Source organism: Desulfosporosinus lacus DSM 15449 (assembly GCF_900129935.1).
Taxonomy (GTDB): Bacteria; Bacillota; Desulfitobacteriia; order Desulfitobacteriales; family Desulfitobacteriaceae; genus Desulfosporosinus; species Desulfosporosinus lacus.
The window spans coordinates 140,395-163,093 of the sequence record NZ_FQXJ01000007.1 but is presented as its reverse complement, the minus strand read 5'-3'; the positions used below and the strand labels follow the sequence as shown (position 1 = coordinate 163,093).

The following is a 22,699-nucleotide window of genomic DNA, read 5'->3' as shown; positions in this document are numbered from 1 at the left end:
ATACCATAAATTCAATACCATTTAGAAATATTATGCCCTAGCTCATAATCGGAAAGGTGTTTCCACCGTGAGGCATTACATAGATGGATTTAGGTTGCTGACCAAGCATTTGGGTTGCTAATTGCCATGCCTCTGCTGGAGAATGGGCAGGAACCATCTTCACCAGTTTTACCACATCTTCTGGTAGAGAACTAATCAAAATAACTGGTGTCTTTCTGCAAATGCTCGCTGTTCTCAAACTTACAAAACCAGGCATAGTAAAGTCAGCATGGAGTCTAGCACTCATATCCTCTACCTCGCCATATTTAAAATAATCCTGAAAAGGTTGAGAACCTATCCCATCTGAGCATTCACTAACCAAGATAATAATGCCACCCTCTTTCACAGCGTAAGTAGCATTATCTAAAGCTTTAATTGATTGGTAAAGTTGAATATCTTTAGGATACCCACCGCTTGAAACAATAACTAAATCAGCTTTTTCTTTGATCTCAATGCCGAAGATTTCTTCGGTTACCCTGCACCCCGCTAAATGAGCCTGATGCAACTCACCCGCCGCAATATAGACAAACTCTTTCTTCTCGTTAACAACGACATTAAGGATGAAATCTACGCCTACTAGACGAGCGATTTCTAACATATCCTCTGCAACTGGATTGCCCTCCATTTTTCCGGTCTGAATGTTTGGATTAAGTCCTGAGGGCCCTGCTTCTTTAAGCGCCAAAGCATGGTTTTTTTGGATCATCTCGTAGCCACAGACCCCAGGAGCAATTGACTTACGTCCGCCACCAAAACCTGCCAGCAAATGATAGGCTATTCCTCCGGTAAGAATTACCTTGTCCGCTTCCCATACCCGACGATTGATCTTGATGGGGGTACCTTGGGTGGATAAACCTAAATCAACCAAATCTTGAGATTGACACTCATGATCGAAGACAGGAACCCTCTCTAGAACCTTTGCTCCACAAATTGCCGTATGTTCTTCTAATGTCAGCAAGCGGTGATCCCCAGTAGCCGTTACAAGAGAAATGTCCTTATCCGGTATTCCTGCCATATTTAAAACATCGAGTAACACCGGCAAAAGAACATCCGTCCGTACCCATAGTCTAGTATGGTCACTAACTACAATAACTACTTTGTCTCCTGGTTTTACCACCTCAATAAGTGGAGCCGTTCCAAGTGGATGGCCAACAGCTTGAAGAATCGCCTGTTCTATATCTAAAATTGGCTGACTAGCTTTTGCTTCAATCTCCATAGCGTTCACGGAAGACGGAAGCAAAAAGGACAGCGTTTCTTTACCATAGGCAACCTCAAATCTATTCATCCTTTAATCTCCTCCCTGCGATCTAAAACTGTAGTTTCCATAATAGGCAGCGGCATCTGTATTTCCATCATCTGCATCTTAGTCCAGATTATTCATATACACATAAAATAAAGCTTAACTATATATTGTATTAAAAAGTGAAAGGAAGTGAAAAAAGTTACTAAGGGTAGTTTGTCACAAAGGGATAGTTTTAAAAGGGGTGTGAATAAAAATATGAAGACAATTTTATCAAAAGCGTATGCGGTCATTCTGGCAACATTATTCACATTATTAGCTAGCGTTGCTCCAGTTTTAGCTGCGGCTGACAGTGCCATGTCAAGCAATGGAGTCCCTGTAAGAATTCGTGTCTACATTGTGGCAGGCCTAATTGCAATCATTGTAATCCTTGCAATTACGACTACGCACAAAGAAAATAACTAAGATGTTCAAGAACACAGAATTACTTGTGGAATGGAGTTTTAAAGAGACTTAGCCCATAGTCGCTTAAAACCATTGGTTTAAGCGACTTTTTGTTACACCTTATATCTTCATCAATTTTTCCGCAGTAAGTCCTTTGGCTTCGTAAGCCATTTCCAATAGTTGCGCAGTATGCATCACCTGCATTGGAATCCCTTGGCGATTCAGGCCGTCCTCAATATGCATTCGACAGGCAGAGCACCCTGTAGCCAATATCTCTGCCCCTGTTTGATGAACAGATTCCACTTTATAATCATTGATTTTAGTCGAAAGTTCGTAGTGATATAAGCTGAAAGAACCCCCACTGCCACAGCAGGTATCTGCTTTAGTCATTTCTTCAAAAATCACGCCAGGAATACTTCTGATAATCTGTCTGGGTTGTTCTTTGACTTTCAACCCTCTGACGAGGTGACAAGGATCGTGGTAAGTGACTTTTACTGGTAACCGACCCATTTTTCCCTCAAATCCCTCCAAAGAAACCACCAGTTCTGTGAAATCTTTGACCATGGACCCTAGCTTCTTGGCCTTTTCAACATAGTTCGGATCATCCTTAAGTAACTCAGCATACTCCTCCTTCAGGCTTAAACCACACGTGCCACAAGCCACGACAACAGCATCAACCTTTTCTTTCAGGAAAACATCTATATTTGCCCTCGCCATTGTTTTAGCAGTTTCATAGTCCCCATTAATCCGAACAGGAGTACCACAGCAGTTTTGGAGAGAAGGAATTATAACTTCCACTCCATTTTGATTAAGGACGTTGATAACTGCCCGACCGGTATCTGTATAAATGTAGTTGATCATGCACCCAGTAAAAAAAGCTACCCTCATGGTTGCTTCAGAGACTTTAACTACTCCGGGATACATGCTCTTAAACGGTTTTTGAGCGAGGGGAGAGAGGAGTCTTCTCTTGTCTATTCCCAAGGACATTCTGGGCAGCATTCCTTGCCCATTAGGCCCTTTCCGGAAGACTAAGCCTTGAAAAATTCGTCCGGTCCTCATTCCCGTGTTAAATACCCAACGGTTTTTTAAAACTAAGCGAAAGATTAGATTTTTAAACGGAGAAAGTCCTTTCTTCTCTGCGATCTCCTTACGGGCCGCTTCTACTAGCTTGTCAACTTTCACCCCGCTCGGACAGTTCACAACGCAAGCCTTGCACATCAAGCACAACGACATCTTATCAATAAAACCATCCGTTAAATCTAAGTCTTTACTTATGACTCCTCGAATGAGCTTAACTCGCCCTCTGGCGACTGTGGACTCTGCCTGCAACTCTTTAAAAACAGGACAGACATTTTGGCAGGCACCGCAACGAATACATCGGATAACTTCTTTCTGCCAAGACTCTAATGAACGATCCATTTCATCACGCTCCAAACATTACGCCAGGGTTCAAGATATTATTAGGATCAAGTGCTTGTTTAATTTGACGTTGAACTTCCAGTCCAACCTCCCCAGTCTGAATGGTAATGAACTTTGATTTCGCCCTACCGATACCATGCTCACCGCTTAATGAACCACCCAGTTCTACTGTAGCTATAAAGATCTCGTCGATGGCCTTTTCGACCCTTGCCATCTCTTCTAGATCCGTCTCATCAGTAAGGATGGTGGCATGCAAGTTGCCATCTCCGGCATGTCCCAGTATCGCAACAATAATGTTATATTTAGCCGCGATTTCTTGAATACGGTTCACAGCGGCCGGAATACTGCTGCGCGGAACCGTCGCATCTTCACCGATAATGGTCGGTCTTAACCTCGACACGGCTGCAAAGGCCGAGCGGCGCGCGCGCCATAATTCTTCTGCTTCCTCTTTAGTCTTGGCAACCCTGATCTGGACTGCTCCTAATCGACTGCAGATTTTCTCTATCTTTCCAATCTGTTTCGCCAATATTTCCGAGTCCCCATCAACTTCTATTAAGAGCACAGCACCCGCCTCTGTGGGCAGTCCAACTTTAGCATATTCCTCAATATTTCTAATGTAAATGTTGTCCAACAATTCGAGTGAACAGGGAACTAGTCCCGTAGCAATGATTTCTGATACCGTTTCACAGGCTTGAACAATCTCAGGAAAAACTGCCATCATAGTGCTCTTAGCTTCTGGTAATGGAATAAGTTTAACGATGATTTTAGTTATGACACATAATGTCCCCTCTGAACCAGTAAATAACTTTGTCATATCATACCCGGTCACATTTTTAATTGTTCTTCCACCGGTATTAATAACTTCCCCTGTGGGAAGTACTGCCTCGAGCCCGATTACATAGTCTCGAGTGACTCCATATTTCACGCCACGCGGTCCTCCTGCACATTCGGCCACATTGCCGCCCATTGTTGAAAAGGCCTGACTGGCGGGATCTGGGGGATAAAACAGGCCTATTCGCTCAACTTCGCTCTGTAATTGGCCAGTAATGACGCCGGGTTCCACAACAGCAATTAAATTTTTGCCGTCAATCTCAAGTATTTTGTTCATTCTTTTAAGAACCAAGATAATACAATCCCCTACAGAAATAGTCCCTCCGCTGACATTTGTCCCTGCCCCCCGTGGAACCACAGGAATCATCTCTTGATTAGCCAGCTTGATTATCTGTGCTACTTCTTCGGTGTTACTTGGATACACAGCTACGCCCGCCAAATCCTTCTTAAAATCCGCCTTAACAAATGAAGCGTCATAGGTATAACAATACAGATCTTCTAACTCTGTATATAAGTTGTCTTTTCCAACAATTTCACTTAGTTTCTGAATAATCTCTGGCCTCAACTTGTTCCCTCCTTGAGTCGGATCTTTTTTCTACAGAATTCTTCGTTATACTAAGAATAATATATTATTTCGCTATTTACAGCTAATATCCTTTAAAATTAAGAATAGAAACCGACAAATGCCAGTCTCCATCCCATTAGTCAAACACCATTAACTGCTGCCTTTCGCATCGAGAGTATCGGTTTACATCTCAATGAATGGCGATATATTATTTAAGTTCGTAAAGGAGCGCTTCTGCTTTAGTTATCCGCTCGACGAGTCCAATATGTACCAGATGCTCTAAGTGTGATAATGCCTCTCCTGAAGCGAACCATTTCTGTGAAAAAGGGAAGTCAGCCCATTTCTTATGACTCAAATCCCAGTGCATAGTTGCTGCCATTTCAACAGGTGTCTTTCCGCCGTCTCTTAATATGCCTCTAATCTCATTGAGGCGTTCTTCATGATGTCTCAGAAGCTCAGTAATTCTTTTTCGATGATCCCTGATAATAGTTCTATGAGCAGTAAACATATAATCGATTTCATACTCAAATACCTTTTTTAAGCTCTTGAAATAGGTTGCTAAAATATCCTGTTCGAATCCCCAAAAGGTTATATTTGGGGTTATTTCATCCAATATATGGTCTCCTGAAAAAAACAGCTTATGTTTCTTCTCATACAAACCGATGTGGCCTGGTGTATGCCCTGGTATATCCACGACTTCGAAACTATAATCTCCAATATCTAATTTTTCCCCTTCATATAAGGGGCTGAATTCAAGAATCTCAGTCTCTCTAACCCCAAACTCTTTGCCAAACTTAGATAAACTTTCGCTTTCAAAGCCTAATAGTTTGTTGAGCACTTTGAAAAATACATTCTTTTGGGAAGTTTGATTATAAATGTCTCCATCAATCTTGCTAAAATAAATAGCGTGCACTCCCTGTTTTCTAAGCATAGTTGCCAGACCTGAGTGATCAGTATGCATATGGGTTATAAAGAGATCCGTTTTATTTAGGTCGATGTTTAGCTCTTCTAGGCCCCGCATTAACTCACTTTGGCATTCTACAGTGTTAAATCCTGTATCTATAATCAAATTCCTACTCTCAGATATAATGACGTAACTATTGATAGCCTTTAAGGGATTTTTAGGGAGAGGTATTTCGTTTTTGAAAATATTGGGGTAGATTTCAGTGATCATTTTAAAGCCTCCAAATTAATTCTCTATCGAAAGGGTAACATTAGTATAAAAGACTGGCACTAATGCGTTACAAGTATCTTTAATGTATTATACCTTGTTTTAACAGTGATGTAACCGTTCTCTAAGTCTTGTTAGCTAATTCGGTCTTAAACATCATCAAGATATTTTTAAGTAAGAACAATGAAATCACCCCTTGTGATTATAATCAATTAATCGCAAGGGGTGATTTATTGATTAAAATTGGGATTATCCTTCAATCATTCGCTGGATAATTGGTTTTTGTTGTAATCCCCTTTTTCTGTGATGGCTGTCCGATAGCAGGTACCACTGACTAAATAATATAGCGAGTCAACCTTTTCCCCTTGCCGGATAATATATGATTTTTTCTTAAATTCACAGTAAACAACTCCAGGCATTTTAAGCAGGTCCATGCGGGCTCTCCTTCTAACAAATCTTTCATCCATGTTCAAAATGAGGTTTATCACCCTTCATTTTAAATAACGGCAACAGAAACAACAATCCAATAATATACAGTACTCCCGCTGCTTCATACATAGCTACTAAAGAAAAGGTTTCTTTAAGCAGCCCTGCTACACTCATCGACAAAACCATAGCTCCGGTATACAAGGGCATCAGAATCCCATTCACTCGGCCAATAAACTGATTTTCAGAATTTTGCATCATCATCATGTTAATTCCGATCATAATGCAAGGAAGAACTAGTCCCATGAATAAATTTATTAGATAGGTCAACCATGGGATCGTCGAAAGTCCACTAATTACTATACAGATTGCAGCGATGAACATCCCAAAGGCCAAGAGTTTTTGTGGAGCAATGGCTTTAGCAAAAATCATAACGACGATTCCACCTATAAGCATCCCTATTCCGTTAAAGGTCAAGAGCCATTGCAAACTCTCTTTTGGCAAGCCAAGCCGTTCTGTGACCAGAAAGATTCCTAAGGGTTGAACAAGTCCCCCTCCCAAGCCAGCAGCCAAAAAGCACAAGCCTAAGAGTGTCAAGATTTTCTTCCCCATTACATATCGAATACCTTCCAGCATTTCTTGACGTAGGGTTGTGCAGGTCTTTTCTACGACCTTCACACGATCTGGAGGCAGTAACGTCAAGGTACCCGCCGAGAGTAAAAAGGCCAGGCCCATTACACCAATGGAGATGATAATTCCAAACTTCTGATAGACAAAGGTGCCAAGGATTGGTCCAAGAATCATAAAGATAGTAAAGATCGTCTGATAAATTGACATTACTGGTTGTATTTGCTCGGCTGGCAGATTTTCCTTTATCAGCTTCATACCTGAAGGCATAGAAAACTGGGATAAGATTGCCGAAATGATTGTCGTGAAAAAAACGGCTTTCCAAGTACCCAATACCAAGGTGAGCAAAACAGCAAACACTGACACTGCACTGAGAACATCACACCAGATCATTGTTCTCTTAGGACGCCAACGGTCCGCAAAGGTTCCGCCAATAAACGAGAAAATCAACATCGGCGCATATTCTGCCACTGAAATCATAGAGATGGCAAACGCATCCCCATTCGTCTGTTCCATGACAAAGAGTAACACAGCAAAATTACGCACCCAGATTCCAATCTGCAAAAATAACACAGATCCTAAAATCGCTTGCACTAACCGATTACGGATTAAATCTAACATAAAAGCCCCCTATCCATTTTTGGACAGGAGGCAGAAACACCTTAATAATTGAACTGAGTTGCCTACCCTTAACACAGCATAGCACGAAAAGGCCTAAAACCTTTCCTCAAAGCAACCCAATTATTTATTAAAAATGCTCATACTAATCCTATCCGAAAAAATTACTCGTCATATTAACAAGAATCTTTGTGTGAACAAGAATTAGTAGCGCATTTTTTAAATAGTCACCCTTTCTTAACCAATACTACTATAGGCTAAACTATTTGAGATACTAAGTCAAGATAATTCTAAAAAATCGAATTTACAATAGGCGATGCCCCTGACTCGAACAGGAGGACCCCAAGCGGAAATCTTCCCTAATAATTTTTTATGATCATTGTTCATTTATTTCGTCCTTTCACGTGATCTGTCTTGTTCCTGTTAATATGGGACTCTTAATTATTTGAAAACCAATTATTAAATTTTCTTATGTAACTTTCTTAGATAAAAAACGGCTACGCATTTATGCGTAACCTTTAACTTGCAATTCGTCCAGCTTATTTCGTTCCCGTATATATGAAGATGGCATCTCTTAGGAATTCTGCAGCGCCCGGTTGCTTCTCGTCATAGTATGCCATAAATCTCGGATCATCTACATACATTTGGGCAAGTCCAGCATGGGCTTCTTTTGAATAGCTATCCCAAGAATAACATAGCCACTGACGATGGAGCACTGCAATTTTTTGAGCGAGTTCTCCAGCCGGATCGCCTGTTTTAAACGCAGCATAAAGGGTTTCATTAACCTCTGCAGCAAGCTTCGTCATTTCGTCGTATTTTTCTTGAGACATCCCGTTCATTTTTTGATTAGACTTATTAACCGTCTCATCTCCATATTTTTCGCGGATTTCCTTGCCATACTTTGCTTCATTGTCATCCACGAGCTTTTGCTTAAAGCCTTCAAACTTTTCTTTATCCGACATGATAATTCCTCCCTCAGTTAGCGCAATAGTTTTGTCAACGTTGGCAATCAGCTCATTCAACTGCTCTCTTTTTTCAAGAAGCTTTTCACGATGTTCTCTCAGTGCTTTTGTTCCGTCGAAAGAAGGGGCCGTTACGATATCTTTAATACTCTGCAAGCCTACACCTAACTCTCGATAAAAAAGAATCTGTTGTAAACGATCAACTTCAGCTTGTCCATAAATGCGATACCCTGAAGAATTAATTCTCGTCGGCTTAAGAATTCCTATCTCATCATAATATCTCAAAGTACGGGTGCTGACACCTGCTAATCGACCTAATTTTTGCACCGTGTATTCCACGTAATCACCTCCTTAAAATGAATATACACCTTTACGCAACGTAAATGTAAATAGGTGTTAAGCAATTTTTTAATATTAATTTGCTAACTTACGATTTAAACTTAGGAGAAAAATCTAGGATTAAGCTCGTAACTAGCCCTGAAGCAAAACCTGTAAGAAACATCATTGACATGACCACATTGGCAAGATCTTCAAAACCGGCTCCACTATGCACTGTCTTAGCCAAGTACAGGTAATACAGACCACCAAGCAGGCACAATAGGGCTGGTGAATATTTAACACTCTTTATTCCTGGTAATAATCGCCCTAGAATATAGGTTATGCCTGAAAAGAATACTGCAATTCCAAATACGATTAGAACCAAACGATTCATCGCACTGCCTCCTTATTTAAATTTAGATATTTACTTCTTCAATCTTTCAAAGTGTGAAATCACTTGATTCGCTAGACGCATAGTCCTGATACAAGCATAAATTTCAGAGCTAAACCTCATGGCCATCTTATTTAAGACCTGAGCCAAGGTACTCTAATCCAAGGAGTTCATACATATAGACTTTATCCATAAAAGAAGTACTGCTGGGAGGTTGAATCAACATTACTTTCATGATTTATTAGTTTTATGTCATCGTTACAGCTCTTTGCCCTTCTACAACCTTTATCCTATCTTTACCAAATATTAAGTAAAGATATTCCGCATTTGCTTCACCATAAGGACCTATACCGATCAACATAATTGTCGATCGGTTCAATATGTGTCATTATGAAACCTTTTCGAGATATTTCGTCTTTATGCTGTTCAAAGATATACTGATCTACCTCTCTGCTTTTCAAGAATATCATTATTCTCAGGCTGCCCGCTTTGAAAAGGGATAAGTTGTATTGAATCATCTGACGAGTTATTTCGCCACTCTGCTTCAAGTATGAGGTATTGTAATTAAACAGCCAAAAAGTCTTAAGATGATATAAATCAAATTATAAATTCCAAAATTAACTAAAACCACATTGTTTAATCTGGATTATTGAGAATAATCAATATTTTATATTTCCAGATGAAAAATTTTCCTATTTATAAGATTAAATCTATTTTGACAATTGTCTTTAAGTTATAAGTAAAACGTTATCTAAAGTTTTTTTATTTTCTAATAAAGACAATTTAAAATTATAAAATAACTTTAAAAAAGTATTATATTTTAAAATAAACTTACTCTATTTATTAGTGAAAATAAACTCAATTATTGAAAATATTTTGCATTTAGTTTATTATATTATTATACTCTTAAAAATATATATATTTTTAAGTCATATGGTCTGATGGGTTGACCATTCAAACGTATTGAAGAGTAAGTCATGGATAAAAAAGGGGGTGATTGGATATTTCCAATAGGGACCAACATTGTTATCTATAAAAAAATTAGGAGGTTTTTGAAATGAGTACAGGGTTATTAGCTATACTTTCCCTACTCCCAATCGCTGTTGTGGCAATCTTTCTTGTCGGGTTAAAATGGCCCGCAAGCAAGGCCATGCCGATCTCATATTTCGTAGCAGCCGCACTCGCTCTTTTTATCTGGCAAATTCCCGGGGCCCAAGTCGCCGCTGCAACTGTTAATGGAATTATAACTGCTATTACTCTCATGTACATTATTTTTGGCTCTATTCTTCTTTTAAACACTATACAAGAAAGTGGTGGGCTTCAAGCAATTCGCAGGGGCTTTACAGGAATTACTACGGATCGAAGAATTCAAGTCATCATTGTTGCTTGGCTTTTTGGTTCTTTTATTGAGGGTTCTTCTGGATTCGGAACTCCTGCAGCAGTAGCTGTTCCACTAATGGTTGGACTTGGCTTCCCTGCTATGGCTGCAGTCGTAGCCGGAATGATGATTCAGAGTACACCCGTTTCCTTCGGAGCAGTAGGAACACCCATGCTCGTGGGTGTTAGCACAGGGTTAAATTCACCTGAATTGGTACAATATGCAACTTCACTGGGATATACTGACTGGCGCGCCTTTATTGCATTTGCCATTGCCACTAAAGTCGCACTTCTCCATTTTATTGCAGGTGCCTTTATTCCCCTCTTTGTCGTGGCTTTCATGACCCGCTTCTTTGGTAAGAATAAATCCTTTAGTGAAGGCCTACAAATCTGGAAATTTGCTCTTTTTGCCGCTTTTTCTATGACAGTCCCTTACCTATTAGTAGCCAATCTACTTGGACCTGAATTCCCATCTATGATCGGTGGATTAACGGGTCTGGCAATTGTTGTCACTGCCGCCAAAAAAGGCTTCCTTATGCCAAAAGGCGAAGCTTGGGATTTTGATGCCAAAGAAAATTGGGATCCGGAGTGGACAGGAACGATCGAAGTTAAGGATATTTCTTCGAAGCATGGAACTATGAGTTCCTTGATGGCTTGGATGCCTTATGTTCTTATTGGATTGACCCTTGTAGCTACCAGGGTTTCATTCTTGCCATTCGCTACTCTGCTAAAAAAAGCAAAATTTGTTTGGCCTCAAATTTTCGGAACAAATATTACAGCCTCTTGGGAAATTCTTTACTCTCCAGGTACAGCATTTATCTTTGTCACTATCATTACCTACTTTATTCATAGAATGAGTGGTCCAGCTTATGCCAGAGCATGGAAAGGTTCAGCAAAAACAATGCTTGGGGCAGGCTCAGCCCTTATCTTTACCGTCCCCATGGTTCAAGTGTTCATGAATTCCGCAGGCGGCGCAGCAGGCTTCGACAAAATGCCGATTGTTCTTGCTGAAGCTGTTGCTGGGTTAGCAGGGTCCGCATGGCCAATCTTTGCTCCGCTAATTGGTGGCCTTGGAGCTTTCGTAGCTGGAAGTAACACCGTTTCCAACATGATGTTCTCCTTGTTTCAGTTTGGCGTGGGAGAGCGAATTGGAGTTGATCCGACCTGGATTGTAGCTCTTCAAGCCATTGGTGGTGCAGCAGGAAATGTCATCTGCGTACACAATGTTGTCGCCGCTGCCGCCGTCGTAGGCCTCCTTGGAAAAGAAGGCTATGTTATCCGTAAGACATTGGTCGTATTCACATACTACGCTTTACTTCCAGGTGCAGTTGGTTATTCTATACTTTATACAGCGCAAAAAGGGTTCTTTAACGCAGGAACGATTATTGCTGCATTAGTTTGGGCTTCTGCAATTTATATTATTGCAACAAATAAAAGTAGACTTGCTAAGCTTGACAATCCCATTTCAAAACGTGTTGCAGCAAAATAGCAGCTATCTTTTGACCTAAAAACTGCACCCAAAAGGCTCCTCAGTATTTATTGAGGAGCCTTTTGATGCGACGTCCAGTCTCATTTTGAAGGTTCTGGTTTAAAACTAGACAATAATCTGCAAGGAATAATAAGAGGTGAACTAGTTCCAACAAGTTTAGCATTCACAAAGCTATATTGTTGTCGGAAAATCTCAGTGTTTTTATACCAAGGATTTGAATTACCCCCAAATACAAAGTTTCCCAGACTATAGACAATGCACTTTCCCTGATACATTTCGTACGTTTGAAGAACGTGAGGGTGATGACCAAGCACTAAATCAGCCCCTTGATCAACAGCGAATTTACCAAGTTCTCGTTGTTCTTGCTTTGGATTGGGTTTGTTTTCTATACCCCAATGAAAACTTACTACAATTAATGAGGTTCTTTCTTTGAGAGCCTGGATGTTTGCCTTTAGTTCAGACTTCAGGTTTTTTGACAGAACCCCTTCCTCCAATGGGCCTAAAGTATTAACCCCTATTAATCCTATCTTTACTCCATTTTTTTCATATACAGCGACTTTCTTATCCCCGAAATGGGTTATTCCCGCATGATCCAAAGTCGCTACAGTATCTGTAAACCCTTTATTTAAAAAGTCCATACTGTGGTTATTAGCCAGGTTTACTGCTTCAATGCTTCCATCTTTCAAGATAGCTGTATAATGGGGATTTCCCTTAAAGAAAAAAGCCCGATTTCCCTGAGAACTTTTATCAGGTTTTTCGGTTGCCTCAGTCAAAGTTCCTTCTAGATTAGCAATAGTCAGATCATCCTCGCTCAGAATCTTCCTTGCCCCTGAAAAAAAATATTCGAGACCTTTTAATTTGTAATACTGATCAAAACTGCCTGCGAATAAATAGCGTTCATCCTGCCCCAGTGTAACATCTCCAATGGCGCTAATGGTAATACTCGTCTCTTGATTTTGAGGTACAGCTGGGGGCGATGAAACTCGGACAGAATTAGCAGGTTGATAGGTATCTTTGTCATCAAAATGCCACCACTCGGTTGCTAACGGTTTAAAACCATGCTTGACCATGACTTCTTTTAAGTACTTTGCATTTTGGTTTTGATTGGCTCGAGCTGCTTCAGACGTAAAAATGTCAAATCCGGTTGGCATCGCAAGTTCATTTCCCTCAATATCAATTAGGGTCAAATCAACAGCAGATCCCCGCGAGTGGTTGGAGTAGCCTTTATAAGGGTTTGCGACATACCGTGTATCTGGAACGAGATTCCACATTGCAAACTGTGCCTTGGGAGTTCTATAGGCATCCCAAATCTTCAGTCGGTATCCTTTTTTCTCGACTTCGTCAGCAACTTTTTTAAGTTTTTCAGTTGTTCCTTGGCGAAGAAACGCCTGAGAACTATCATATAATTTGGAATGTGTAAAATTATCCGTGGTTGCATATTTTATATCTACATCTACAGAAGGAATTATATGCTGGATATCTACAAAATCAGCATTGACTTCAACTATGTTTTGTAGCTGAGCGGATGCATCCGATGCTTGAACTTGGGCTTGAAATCCTAAAACTAATGTTAGGGTCATGAGGATAGCCAGAAATCGATTCGACACGAAAGAGACCTCCCCTTTGACTAAAAATTCACCATGAATTTAAATTCTCCAGGAAGGTGTTCAATTATCTCCATCATGTACTGGTAAAAAAAGGTCGAGTCCTTCTTTAATCATTCTAGGTATATTATGTTATTTCCCTAGACTAATCATCTATTCTTAAACACGGGTTTTCGTTTCTCGGCAAATGCCGCACACCCTTCTTTGAAATCCTCGGAAGACCAAGTCAGAACTTGATACATGGCCTCCAACTCAGTCTGTTGATAATAATCATTTTTGCCGGCTTCGCGCAATAGCTTCTTATCCAGGCCAACTGCCATTAATGGTTGCAAAGCTAACTTTTCTGCCCATCTTATAGCCTCAGGTAAGCACTCTTCATGCGGGACTACCTTGTTTATTATTCCCAACTTTTCTGCTTCCTCGGCATTAATGATTTTACCGAACCACAGTAATTCAAGAGCTTTATGATAGCCCACTTTCTGAATCAGAAAATGCGATGCACCGCTATCCGGACAAAATGCCAATTGCATAAAGGTAAAACCAATACGCGCTTTTTCAGAGGCAATAATCAAGTCACAGGCCATACATGCGGCTACGGAAGCACCTGCTACCACTCCATTAAGTGCCGCTATGACCGGTTTTTTTATTTCATAGATCGCTGTTACAAGTGCGCCTGACGCATCATAGGTCTCCTTAGCGCTGATAGGGTCTTTTATTTTAGCCAGCATAGAAATATCTCCCCCGCTAGACCACCCCTTGCCCGCTCCAGTAATGACGATGATCTTTACCGCATCATTTTCCGATGCCTCCTTACAAGCAGCCTGAACATCTGAACAAAGTTGGTCATTGACTGAATTCATTGTGTCTGGTCGATTCAATGTAAGTACCGCAACTCCAGTATCCATAATTTTCAGTTTAACAGTTTTCCAATCCATATTTTTCTTTCCACCTTTCTTGAAACCGTAAGAATGAAGTCTAAAATAAAATTCCTCTGACTATATATGAATTACCATTCATATTCTGATAATTCAAATTCGCCGAATTTTATTATAATCCTCTATTTCTCTAATCAAAATTTCAATTATTAATGATTCATCCTATTTCGTGTTGACCAGGTGCTTGTATACTCCCTTGCAGTAAACAAATGAATTATTACTAAGCAGATTAAATGTAAGAAGCTAGAGGCTGTAATAAGCCCCTAGCTTTTTAAGAGAATAGTTCGTCCAAATTAAACAATATAAACCTATTTATCATCCGTCGCTTTGCCATCACCGAAAACAGGGATTGAATCCCCTAAAAATGTTGGTTCTGGTTTTATGATCTTTGCCCACAAAAAGTCTTTGTTCCTAGCTGCTATTTCTCTCAGGTTATACATAAACATTGCCTGTCCATAGTCACGTTTGTCGGAAGCAACTCCATAGGCTTCTAAGCCTAGCTCCCTCGCCACAAAAACTGCTCGCTTTAGATGATATTCCTGAGTAACAATAATAACCTTTTGAACTTTAAAAATATCTCTGGCTCGGTATATACTCTCATAAGTGCTAAAGCCGGCATGATCCATAAATACGTCCGAACTTGGCACACCTTTATCTTTCAAAAAGCTCTTCATCGAATTAACCTCATCATAATCCTTTTGTCCGTGATCTCCGCTCACTAATAGTTTGGGCGCTTTCTCCAACTCATACAGTTCATAACCTGCAGTTAAACGATCATTAAGCATAGTGGACACAGTTCCGCTTGAAAAAACATACGCACCTAAAACCAGAATAGCATCTGCTTTAGGAACGTTATTGGGACTTAATATGTAGCTTTCACCGACTGATTCTACACTATTGTTGATAATTAAGACAGTTGAACATCCAAGAATAATTATCACAATCAATGAAACTAATATCTGTTTTAGACGCTTCTTCAAAATAGATCCACCCTTCCCCTTATGACACTCCTCTGTTTCATCAAGTTTCATGTCCCAGATCAGCGGAATAGAATTACTGAGGATGGTATTTGGATTTTATTTAATTATCTTCCATTATATGTCATAGCAAGAAATATTCAAACATTCCCCTGTTTAAAAAGCCGCTAACTTGACAATCTGTTAGCGGCTTGGATCTATCATATTACTATCAAACATACTCGAAACTTAGCCTAATAACATTCTATCATTATCCAACTCAGCTCCGCTTCTTTTCTCGAACTGCTCGATCAGTCGATCTACGGTCATGTCTTTTCTTTCTTCGCCCTGAAGATCCATCATGATCTTTCCCCCATGCATCATAATCGTTCTTGTCCCGTATTCTAAGGAAGCCTTCATATTATGCGTGATCATTAGAGTACACAGTTTTTCCTCAGAGACAAGTTTATGAGTTAAACCCAATACCTTGCGAGCTATAGTAGGGTCAAGTGCCGCGGTGTGTTCATCGAGAAGTAAGAGCCGCGGTTTAATAATTGTAGCCATCAGAAGCGTAAGGGCTTGCCGCTGTCCTCCAGAAAGAAGGCCTACCTTCTGCTTGATTCTATTTTCTAGGCCGAGGTCTAACAGTTCAAGTCGTTCCTTGAAAAGAGTGGTATCCTTTTTTGTCACTCCAGATTGTAAACCTACAGATTTCCCCTTAGCAAAGGCGATAGCCAGGTTTTCCTCAATGGTCATATCATGGGCCGTTCCCTTCAGTGGATCCTGAAAAACCCTTCCAATGTGTCTAGAGCGTTTATACTCAGGATCAGAGGTGACATCCTTCGAGTCAAGAATGATCCTGCCCTCATCAATTTCATATACTCCTGATATACAATTCAGAAGCGTCGATTTTCCAGCGCCATTGCCACCAATGATCGTAACAAATTCGCCTTCCTGAAGTGACAGGTTAACCTCATTAAGAGCGATTTTTTCATTGGTGCTCCCTTTTCCGAAGGTTTTACTTAACGACTCAACTCTAAGCATCAGGTTATTTGCTCCTTTCATGAGGTGTATACGATAATTTCCGTTTTACTACAGAAAACGCTTCTTAAGAATAGGCATAGACATCGCTAAGGCCACAATCACCGCTGAGACAAGTTTTAAGTCAGTAGGCGGCATTCCTATTTCAAGTGCAAAGGCAATAATCAAGCGATAGAGAATCGATCCCAGAATGACCGCAATCAGCCTTCTCATGAGAGAACTTACCCCAAAAACTACTTCCCCGATAATCACTGAGGCCAGTCCGATAACCACCATACCAATCCCCATCCCAACATCTACGAACGATTGAGACTGAGCAATCAGCGCACCAGCCACGGCAACTAAACCATTGGAAAGAGCTAATCCCACTAGAATTACTAAATCCGTATTAACTCCCAGGGCTCTTACCATTTGATCATTGTCCCCCGTCGCTCTTAAAACGAACCCCAGTCTTGTCTTCAAAAAGAGGAACAGTAAAAGGAGTAACAGAGTCAACACAGCTAGGGAAAATAACAACTTGCTATAATCATACCCGCCCAGAATTATTCCTTCAAAAGGTTTAAAAACAGTTGCTTTATTAATCAGGGGGATATTGGCCCGCCCACTCATAACCTTTAGGTTCAAAGAATATAAAGCCAGCATGGTTAGGATTCCAGCTAAAAGCGGTTGAATCTTTAGTTTGGTATGCAACAAGGCAGTGATAGACCCTGCTCCACATCCCGCTATAAATGCGATCCCCAAGCCGAGAAACGGATGTCCGTTAAGACTCATGACGGCAGACACCGCCGCACCAAGCACAAAGCTGCCGTCCACACTTAGGTCAGGCATATTAAGGGTTCTAAAAGATACAAAAACCCCTAAAGCCATAATTGCATAAATGATTCCCAATTCAATGGAACCCAGTAACACCATGACACTCATATTTAAACCCCTTGTTTCTTAATTTTCGAATACCTGAGCTGCTTCTTTCAACACATCATCTGACAGATTAATTCCGATTGCTTTTGCAGTTGTCTTATTAAGATAAATATCCATATCCTTCATGGTTTTGACTGGAATATCTCCAGCCTTTTTACCCTTCAAGATTTCCACAGCCATAATTCCAGTCTCTTTACCTAATACTTGATAATTAATTCCGTAAGTTGCAAGCCCTCCATCTTTAACCATGGAATCAGCTCCAACGTAGATAGGTTTTTTCGCTCTATTTGCTATTTGAGTCACCAGAGGCATAGCAGATGCAACTGTGTTATCAATGGGCGAGAAAAGAGCATCGACCTTATCTACAAGAGAAGTAACTGCCTGCTGTACTTCAGAGGAATTAGTTACAGTAGCATCAACTACCGTCATATTGTTTTTCTGAGCATACGCTTTAAGTTCATTGATCACGGATACAGAATTTGTCTCACTCGAATTATATAATGCCCCAATTGTTTTGATATCAGGAGTAATGCGCTTGCCAAGCTCCATAATTTTTTCTGCTGATACAGCATCCGATGTACCCGTAACGTTACCGCCCGGTTTCTCCATATCGGTAACCAATCCAGATCCCAGGGGATCAGTACATGCTGAGAAAAGAATGGGAATATCCTTCGTCTCACTGACGACTGCCTGAGCTGAAGGAGTTGCAATAGCAACAATAAGGTCATATTTATTACTTACAAATTTTTGAGCTATGGTCTTCAAGTTAGTCTGGTCTCCTTGGGCATTTTGATAATCAATCGTAATAGTTTCGCCATCTTTATAGCCTTGGGCCTGTAACTCCGCTATCAAAGACTCTCTAATGGTGTTTAGTGAAGGATGTTCAACTATCTGCACGATACCGATTTTCTTTTTAGCATCGGTGTTGCCTGTGTTTTCTGTTTTACTGGGCGCACAAGCCGTTAAGGAAAACACCAGGGCCAAGGTCATAAACGCTGAGATTACTGCCGCCAATTGCTTTTTCATAGAAGATACCTCCCCATTCTAATTAAAAAATTTGAGGGTTTCCTTCTCTGCACGTCTCATTCAGTTCGCGGTTCTGAATGGGACGAAGTGTGGGACACACAAAAATAAAACGCCTATCCTATAATAAGGACAGACGTTAATCTGCGGTACCACCTTAGTTGATGCATAAAAATGCATCCTCTCATGCAGAGTGCCAACACACCCTTAGCCCTATAACGCTGGCTTTGCGTTGGCAACTACTAAAGCCTAAGCTCTTTCGCTCCACCCTCAGAGGCCCATTTACACGCTCCGTTACCTGCCAAGCTTCCACCCTGCTCGACTCTCTATGAGGTTGGTCATGCGGTTTTACTTCCCCTTCAACGGTTTATATAATAATAGCACTCCATCAATTGGATTTCAAGAGCAACTTTCTTGCTCAATCCTGCAGGCAAGCGGAATGTCTTGCTGGCTAAATAGATCCAGTCGCTCCGCTACGCCTTAATTTTTGCTATAACATCTCTAATTAATCTTGCCGTTATCCCCCATATAATCACTCCTTCAACCCTATAGACATAAATATTATTCATAATGTTTCCCCATGGCTTGGTATACTGCTCCTCTAACCCTAGTTCTTTCGCAGGCAAGAGAATAACTTCTTCCCCTGCCTTGTTGATGTATGACGGATTGGCAGTAATGCTTACCTGATATACCTCGGGTTCAGTTCTCTCAAAGTACGAGACTGGAATGGAGAAAACTCTCTCGACTTCATGCGGATTAATGTTTAGGTCATCCAGACTGCTAATATCCAAGACGCCCAGAAATGCGTCTACAGTGGTGCCCATCACTGAAAAAATGGTATCAAGCGTACCAATGATACTTATCTTATTAGAGACAACACCTAATTCTTCTGCAGTTTCTCTTATAGCGGTCTCTTTAAAGTCAGCATCTTTATTGGGATCAAATTTACCGCCCGGAAAGCAAATCTGTCCAGCTTGTCTTATAGCGGCAGATCTTTTTTGAAAAATAAAATGATATTCTTCATCGATTAGCATTAGTAACGCTAAAACAGCAGAATTAAAATACTCTTCTTTGCCATTTATTCCAGGCACTGCAGGCATCTTTCCCTTTAAATCTTCTAGCATAAATTTATCCATATCTTAGCTCCACTTATCCTCTCATAAATCTTCCTAATACCTTAATCTCAACACGCTCCATCAAACCAGCTATCACATACTTTTAAAGCTATACTGCATGTGTAACAATTCTGTACAAATTCAAAAAATTCCTTCTATCCTATATTATAAATAGTGGAGGAAAAAACTATTTTAGTGTACAATTTAATTGCTTCGCAATACTTATTAAAAATGGCACCAAGATTGAGCAAGGGAGTAATATTATGAATGAGATTGCCCAAGACTTAAATAACAAAATACAAGAGGAAAATCCCTATGTTTATGAATTATTATCAACTCTTGGAAAAGAACTGTACTATCCCAAGGGGATCTTAACTCAAACTGCTGAAGCTAAGCAGAAAGCCTACCGTTTTAACGCCACGATAGGGATCGCAACTGAGAAAGACCGCCCGATGTTCTTACCGTTAATCCAAGAAACTCTAGCTGACTACGATCCTAAGGACCTTTATCCATATGCTCCTCCTGCAGGAAAACCCGAGCTTAGAAAGCTATGGCGAGAAAAAATGATAATAGAAAATCCTTCTTTAACGAATAAATCCTTTAGTTATCCCATCGTTACTAATGCATTAACCCATGGTTTAAGTATTATCGCGGACTTATTTATTGACGAGAACGACCCTCTTGTTTTACCAGATAAATTATGGGGGAATTATACCTTCATCTTTGGGGTCCGCAGAGGAGCAAAAACCATCTCTTTTCCTTTCTATACTGAGGAAGGGACCTTCAATACTAAAGGTATGAAAGAAGCCCTACTTTCTAAAAAAGACCATGGAAAAGCTATTTTACTGCTTAATTTCCCAAATAATCCGACAGGGTATACCCCCACTGAACAAGAAGCAACGGACATTGTTGAAGCCTTAAAAGAAGTCGCTGAACAAGGAATGAACTTAGTCGTGATTAGCGATGATGCTTATTTTGGGTTATTCTATGAAAATACCATCAAAGAATCACTGTTTGGCCGAGTCGCCAACATACATCCAAGAATATTAGCCATTAAGGTAGATGGAGCAACGAAAGAAGACTATATGTGGGGCTTTCGTGTAGGCTTTATCACCTTTGGTTCTGAATTTCCTGCTGTACTGGATGGCTTGGAAAAAAAGACTCAAGGCATTCTGAGGGGAACGATTTCCAGTGCTTCTCACCCAGCCCAAACATTTGTTTTAAATACAATTCGTTCGACAGAATTTCAAGCTCAAAAGCAAGAAAAGTTTGAAGTATTAAAGAAACGAGCCTTTAAAGTTAAACAGATACTTGATCAAGGTGATTTTAACGACGCTTGGGACTACTATCCATTTAATTCAGGGTATTTCATGTGTCTTAAACTTAAAGGGGTCAATGCCGAAGCCTTGCGCATTCATCTCCTTGAACAATACGGTGTTGGAGTCATTTCACTTGGTGAAGGGGATATTCGGGTAGCCTTTTCTTGTGTCGAGGAAGATGAACTGAAAGACCTCTATGATCTAATTTATCAGGGATTTAAAGATTTATCAGAGCAGAACTCTTGAGGTAACCCATAATCCTCTAATTACCCCTTATACTATAGCGTCTAAAACCTTTATTTGTAAAGAAAGAACAAACATCCAGATGCAACTAATGAACTCGTTCAGCTAAAGCTGAACATCGAGACTTCGGTGACGTAAGTCTCCAGCATGATAGTCTCCGGTGGAAATTAACGACGAAAGCGCACGGCCCGTAACGAATACAATTGCGCTGAGGATAGACTTATGCCGATGGGGCATATCTACAGATGAATACATTCGCGCCGTAGGATGGAGTCTACCTCCGCGCCAAGTGTTCCTATTGGGAAAGGCGCTCGGCGATACTCTCCACTGGAGACTATCGTCACCGAAGTAGAATAAGGAACACCCACTTGAAGAAGTGGGTGTCTCTAAATTGATAAAGTGAACCCTATAGAGTGGACTGATAAAAGGTCTAACCCTATAGGATTTTTTTCTTTGATCAATTTAGGTGGATAATTTTGTATAAAACGTTAATTTTCATTTGACTTTATACTATTAAAGAGCTATCATAAATATTAATACAGTCAATTGAACTCTTTATGTAATGCAATAAATGTATTTAACATATTATAGTTACACTATATTGAATTAAGGTTGTGTTTTGATGTCAAATGATGAAATAGAAGAAAAACTCTTGGGACCCGTAGAAATGATTATAAAGGGTGCAGAAAGTCCTTTGTTTTCAAAGTTTAGTAACAATAAAGGCATACCCGATATAGAATTAATGGCATCACAAATCGTTAAATTAGGTACAAGTAACTCCATTGGGTCCATAATTGGCGTAAATGATCAAGCTTTCGAGGTTGCAACAATTCAAAACTGGGTAAAACGGGGCATCATTGAGAGTCCAGACGGTAAGAAGTATCCACCACAACAAGTGGCTAGAATCCTTATGACTAACGATCTTAAAGTGTTGTTTGAATTGAAAGAGGCCAAAGAAATTATCGACTATGGGGAGTCGATATCAAATTTTACATTAGTTGAGTTATATGAATATCATTTATCTCTGTTTAGTGAGATTGAGAAACTTACCCCAAGTCTAAATGTACTTTACGGAAGAGCATTAGAAATAATTAGAGCTAAAAGAGATCCATCAGAAGATGATATTAAGGTATCAACCTTTGTGACATTTTTGACAATATCCAAGTGGGCAAGTTTTACGAGGGAGCTTATTCTGAAGTGGATTGAATCGCCCTCAATTGATGGGGTATAGAATGACTAAAGGAGGCATTATTCAATGGCTAAAGCTATCAAGGAAACTACCCCTGACACTAGTTTGAACATTATCAAAAATGGAATTGCACAAGCTCATGTGGATACTAGCGGTGTGATGGGGGTCCACTACGAGGTAAAGAGAATTTGTACGAAGACAGATCATGCTTTAACGGGCATAATGAAGGCTCACTTAGAAAAGCGAACTAATCTTTATCCTTTGAAATCAAGTAAATGTTAGCTTTTAATATTCTTTAAGGAAGATGCTTCAGACATGAGGTTACGAAAGGCAGGCGAAAGAATCGTGCTTATCATGAAAACTATTAAGGGTTTAAAGCATATATTGATATTCCTTGGTTTATCAGCTTTATTACTTGTGGGTATAAGTCTATTGCCGTAAT

Annotated in this window: 20 protein-coding genes; 5 read left to right on the top strand and 15 right to left on the bottom strand. The window is 40.1% G+C overall.

The window, feature by feature from the left end:
- Positions 1-37 precede the first annotated feature (37 nt).
- Complete coding sequence (larAH10, locus tag BUB11_RS11420) at positions 38-1,321, bottom strand: NPN-dependent 2-hydroxyacid racemase, LarAH10 family (protein WP_073029883.1); 1,284 nt, start codon at positions 1,319-1,321, stop codon at positions 38-40.
- Positions 1,322-1,534: 213 nt separating this feature from the next.
- Between larAH10 and BUB11_RS11415 the strand changes: the two genes are divergently transcribed.
- Positions 1,535-1,741: a hypothetical protein gene (locus BUB11_RS11415; protein WP_073029882.1), complete on the top strand. Its 207-nt coding sequence runs from the start codon at positions 1,535-1,537 to the stop codon at positions 1,739-1,741.
- A gap of 99 nt (positions 1,742-1,840) precedes the next feature.
- On the opposite strand, the gene BUB11_RS11410 is transcribed toward BUB11_RS11415, so the two are convergent.
- The 7 genes from BUB11_RS11410 to BUB11_RS11380 form a co-directional block, all read right to left on the bottom strand.
- Entirely contained in the window at positions 1,841-3,139 is a 1,299-nt protein-coding gene (locus tag BUB11_RS11410; protein WP_073029881.1) for a (Fe-S)-binding protein, read from the bottom strand.
- Positions 3,140-3,143: 4 nt separating this feature from the next.
- The gene (locus BUB11_RS11405) at positions 3,144-4,535 is read right to left on the bottom strand and encodes an FAD-binding oxidoreductase (protein ID WP_073029880.1); all 1,392 of its coding nucleotides are present in this window, start codon (positions 4,533-4,535) and stop codon (positions 3,144-3,146) included.
- A 208-nt stretch (positions 4,536-4,743) separates the two neighbouring features.
- A complete protein-coding gene (locus BUB11_RS11400; RefSeq protein ID WP_073029879.1) occupies positions 4,744-5,709 on the bottom strand; it encodes an MBL fold metallo-hydrolase in 966 nt (321 codons plus the stop codon).
- Positions 5,710-5,966: 257 nt separating this feature from the next.
- On the bottom strand, positions 5,967-6,140 hold the full coding sequence (locus tag BUB11_RS11395; RefSeq protein ID WP_242947522.1) for a cyclic nucleotide-binding domain-containing protein: 174 nt from the start codon (positions 6,138-6,140) through the stop codon (positions 5,967-5,969).
- A gap of 25 nt (positions 6,141-6,165) precedes the next feature.
- Entirely contained in the window at positions 6,166-7,380 is a 1,215-nt protein-coding gene (locus BUB11_RS11390) for an MFS transporter (RefSeq protein ID WP_073029878.1), read from the bottom strand.
- 536 nt (positions 7,381-7,916) lie between these two features.
- The gene (locus tag BUB11_RS11385) at positions 7,917-8,678 is read right to left on the bottom strand and encodes a MerR family transcriptional regulator (protein WP_073029877.1); all 762 of its coding nucleotides are present in this window, start codon (positions 8,676-8,678) and stop codon (positions 7,917-7,919) included.
- Positions 8,679-8,766: 88 nt separating this feature from the next.
- Positions 8,767-9,051 (bottom strand): hypothetical protein, encoded by a 285-nt coding sequence (locus BUB11_RS11380; RefSeq protein WP_073029876.1) that lies wholly within the window; start codon positions 9,049-9,051, stop codon positions 8,767-8,769.
- Between the two features lie 1,054 nt (positions 9,052-10,105).
- Here BUB11_RS11380 and BUB11_RS11375 point away from each other — a divergent pair.
- A complete protein-coding gene (locus BUB11_RS11375) occupies positions 10,106-11,914 on the top strand; it encodes an L-lactate permease (protein WP_073029875.1) in 1,809 nt (602 codons plus the stop codon).
- 80 nt (positions 11,915-11,994) lie between these two features.
- Here BUB11_RS11375 and BUB11_RS11370 read toward each other — a convergent pair whose 3' ends face one another.
- The 7 genes from BUB11_RS11370 to BUB11_RS11340 form a co-directional block, all read right to left on the bottom strand.
- Complete coding sequence (locus tag BUB11_RS11370; RefSeq protein ID WP_073029874.1) at positions 11,995-13,521, bottom strand: CapA family protein; 1,527 nt, start codon at positions 13,519-13,521, stop codon at positions 11,995-11,997.
- Between the two features lie 146 nt (positions 13,522-13,667).
- Positions 13,668-14,453 carry an enoyl-CoA hydratase/isomerase family protein gene (locus BUB11_RS11365; protein WP_073029873.1) on the bottom strand — a complete coding sequence of 262 codons (786 nt, stop codon included), beginning with the start codon at positions 14,451-14,453 and terminating at the stop codon, positions 13,668-13,670.
- A gap of 308 nt (positions 14,454-14,761) precedes the next feature.
- On the bottom strand, positions 14,762-15,433 hold the full coding sequence (locus tag BUB11_RS11360) for a SanA/YdcF family protein (protein WP_073029872.1): 672 nt from the start codon (positions 15,431-15,433) through the stop codon (positions 14,762-14,764).
- 225 nt (positions 15,434-15,658) lie between these two features.
- Entirely contained in the window at positions 15,659-16,453 is a 795-nt protein-coding gene (locus BUB11_RS11355; protein WP_073029871.1) for an ABC transporter ATP-binding protein, read from the bottom strand.
- A gap of 48 nt (positions 16,454-16,501) precedes the next feature.
- Positions 16,502-17,371 (bottom strand): ABC transporter permease, encoded by an 870-nt coding sequence (locus BUB11_RS11350; protein WP_143187607.1) that lies wholly within the window; start codon positions 17,369-17,371, stop codon positions 16,502-16,504.
- A gap of 18 nt (positions 17,372-17,389) precedes the next feature.
- Positions 17,390-18,394, bottom strand: a complete 1,005-nt coding sequence (locus tag BUB11_RS11345; protein WP_073029870.1) for an ABC transporter substrate-binding protein — start codon at positions 18,392-18,394, stop codon at positions 17,390-17,392.
- Positions 18,395-18,864: 470 nt separating this feature from the next.
- Entirely contained in the window at positions 18,865-19,527 is a 663-nt protein-coding gene (locus tag BUB11_RS11340; RefSeq protein ID WP_073029869.1) for an NUDIX hydrolase, read from the bottom strand.
- Between the two features lie 242 nt (positions 19,528-19,769).
- Between BUB11_RS11340 and BUB11_RS11335 the strand changes: the two genes are divergently transcribed.
- From BUB11_RS11335 to BUB11_RS11325, 3 genes are all read left to right on the top strand, one after another.
- On the top strand, positions 19,770-21,071 hold the full coding sequence (locus tag BUB11_RS11335) for an aminotransferase class I/II-fold pyridoxal phosphate-dependent enzyme (RefSeq protein ID WP_073029868.1): 1,302 nt from the start codon (positions 19,770-19,772) through the stop codon (positions 21,069-21,071).
- Positions 21,072-21,690: 619 nt separating this feature from the next.
- Positions 21,691-22,299 carry a DUF1836 domain-containing protein gene (locus BUB11_RS11330; RefSeq protein WP_073029867.1) on the top strand — a complete coding sequence of 203 codons (609 nt, stop codon included), beginning with the start codon at positions 21,691-21,693 and terminating at the stop codon, positions 22,297-22,299.
- Between the two features lie 24 nt (positions 22,300-22,323).
- Complete coding sequence (locus BUB11_RS11325; protein ID WP_073029866.1) at positions 22,324-22,539, top strand: hypothetical protein; 216 nt, start codon at positions 22,324-22,326, stop codon at positions 22,537-22,539.
- Positions 22,540-22,699: the final 160 nt, after the last annotated feature.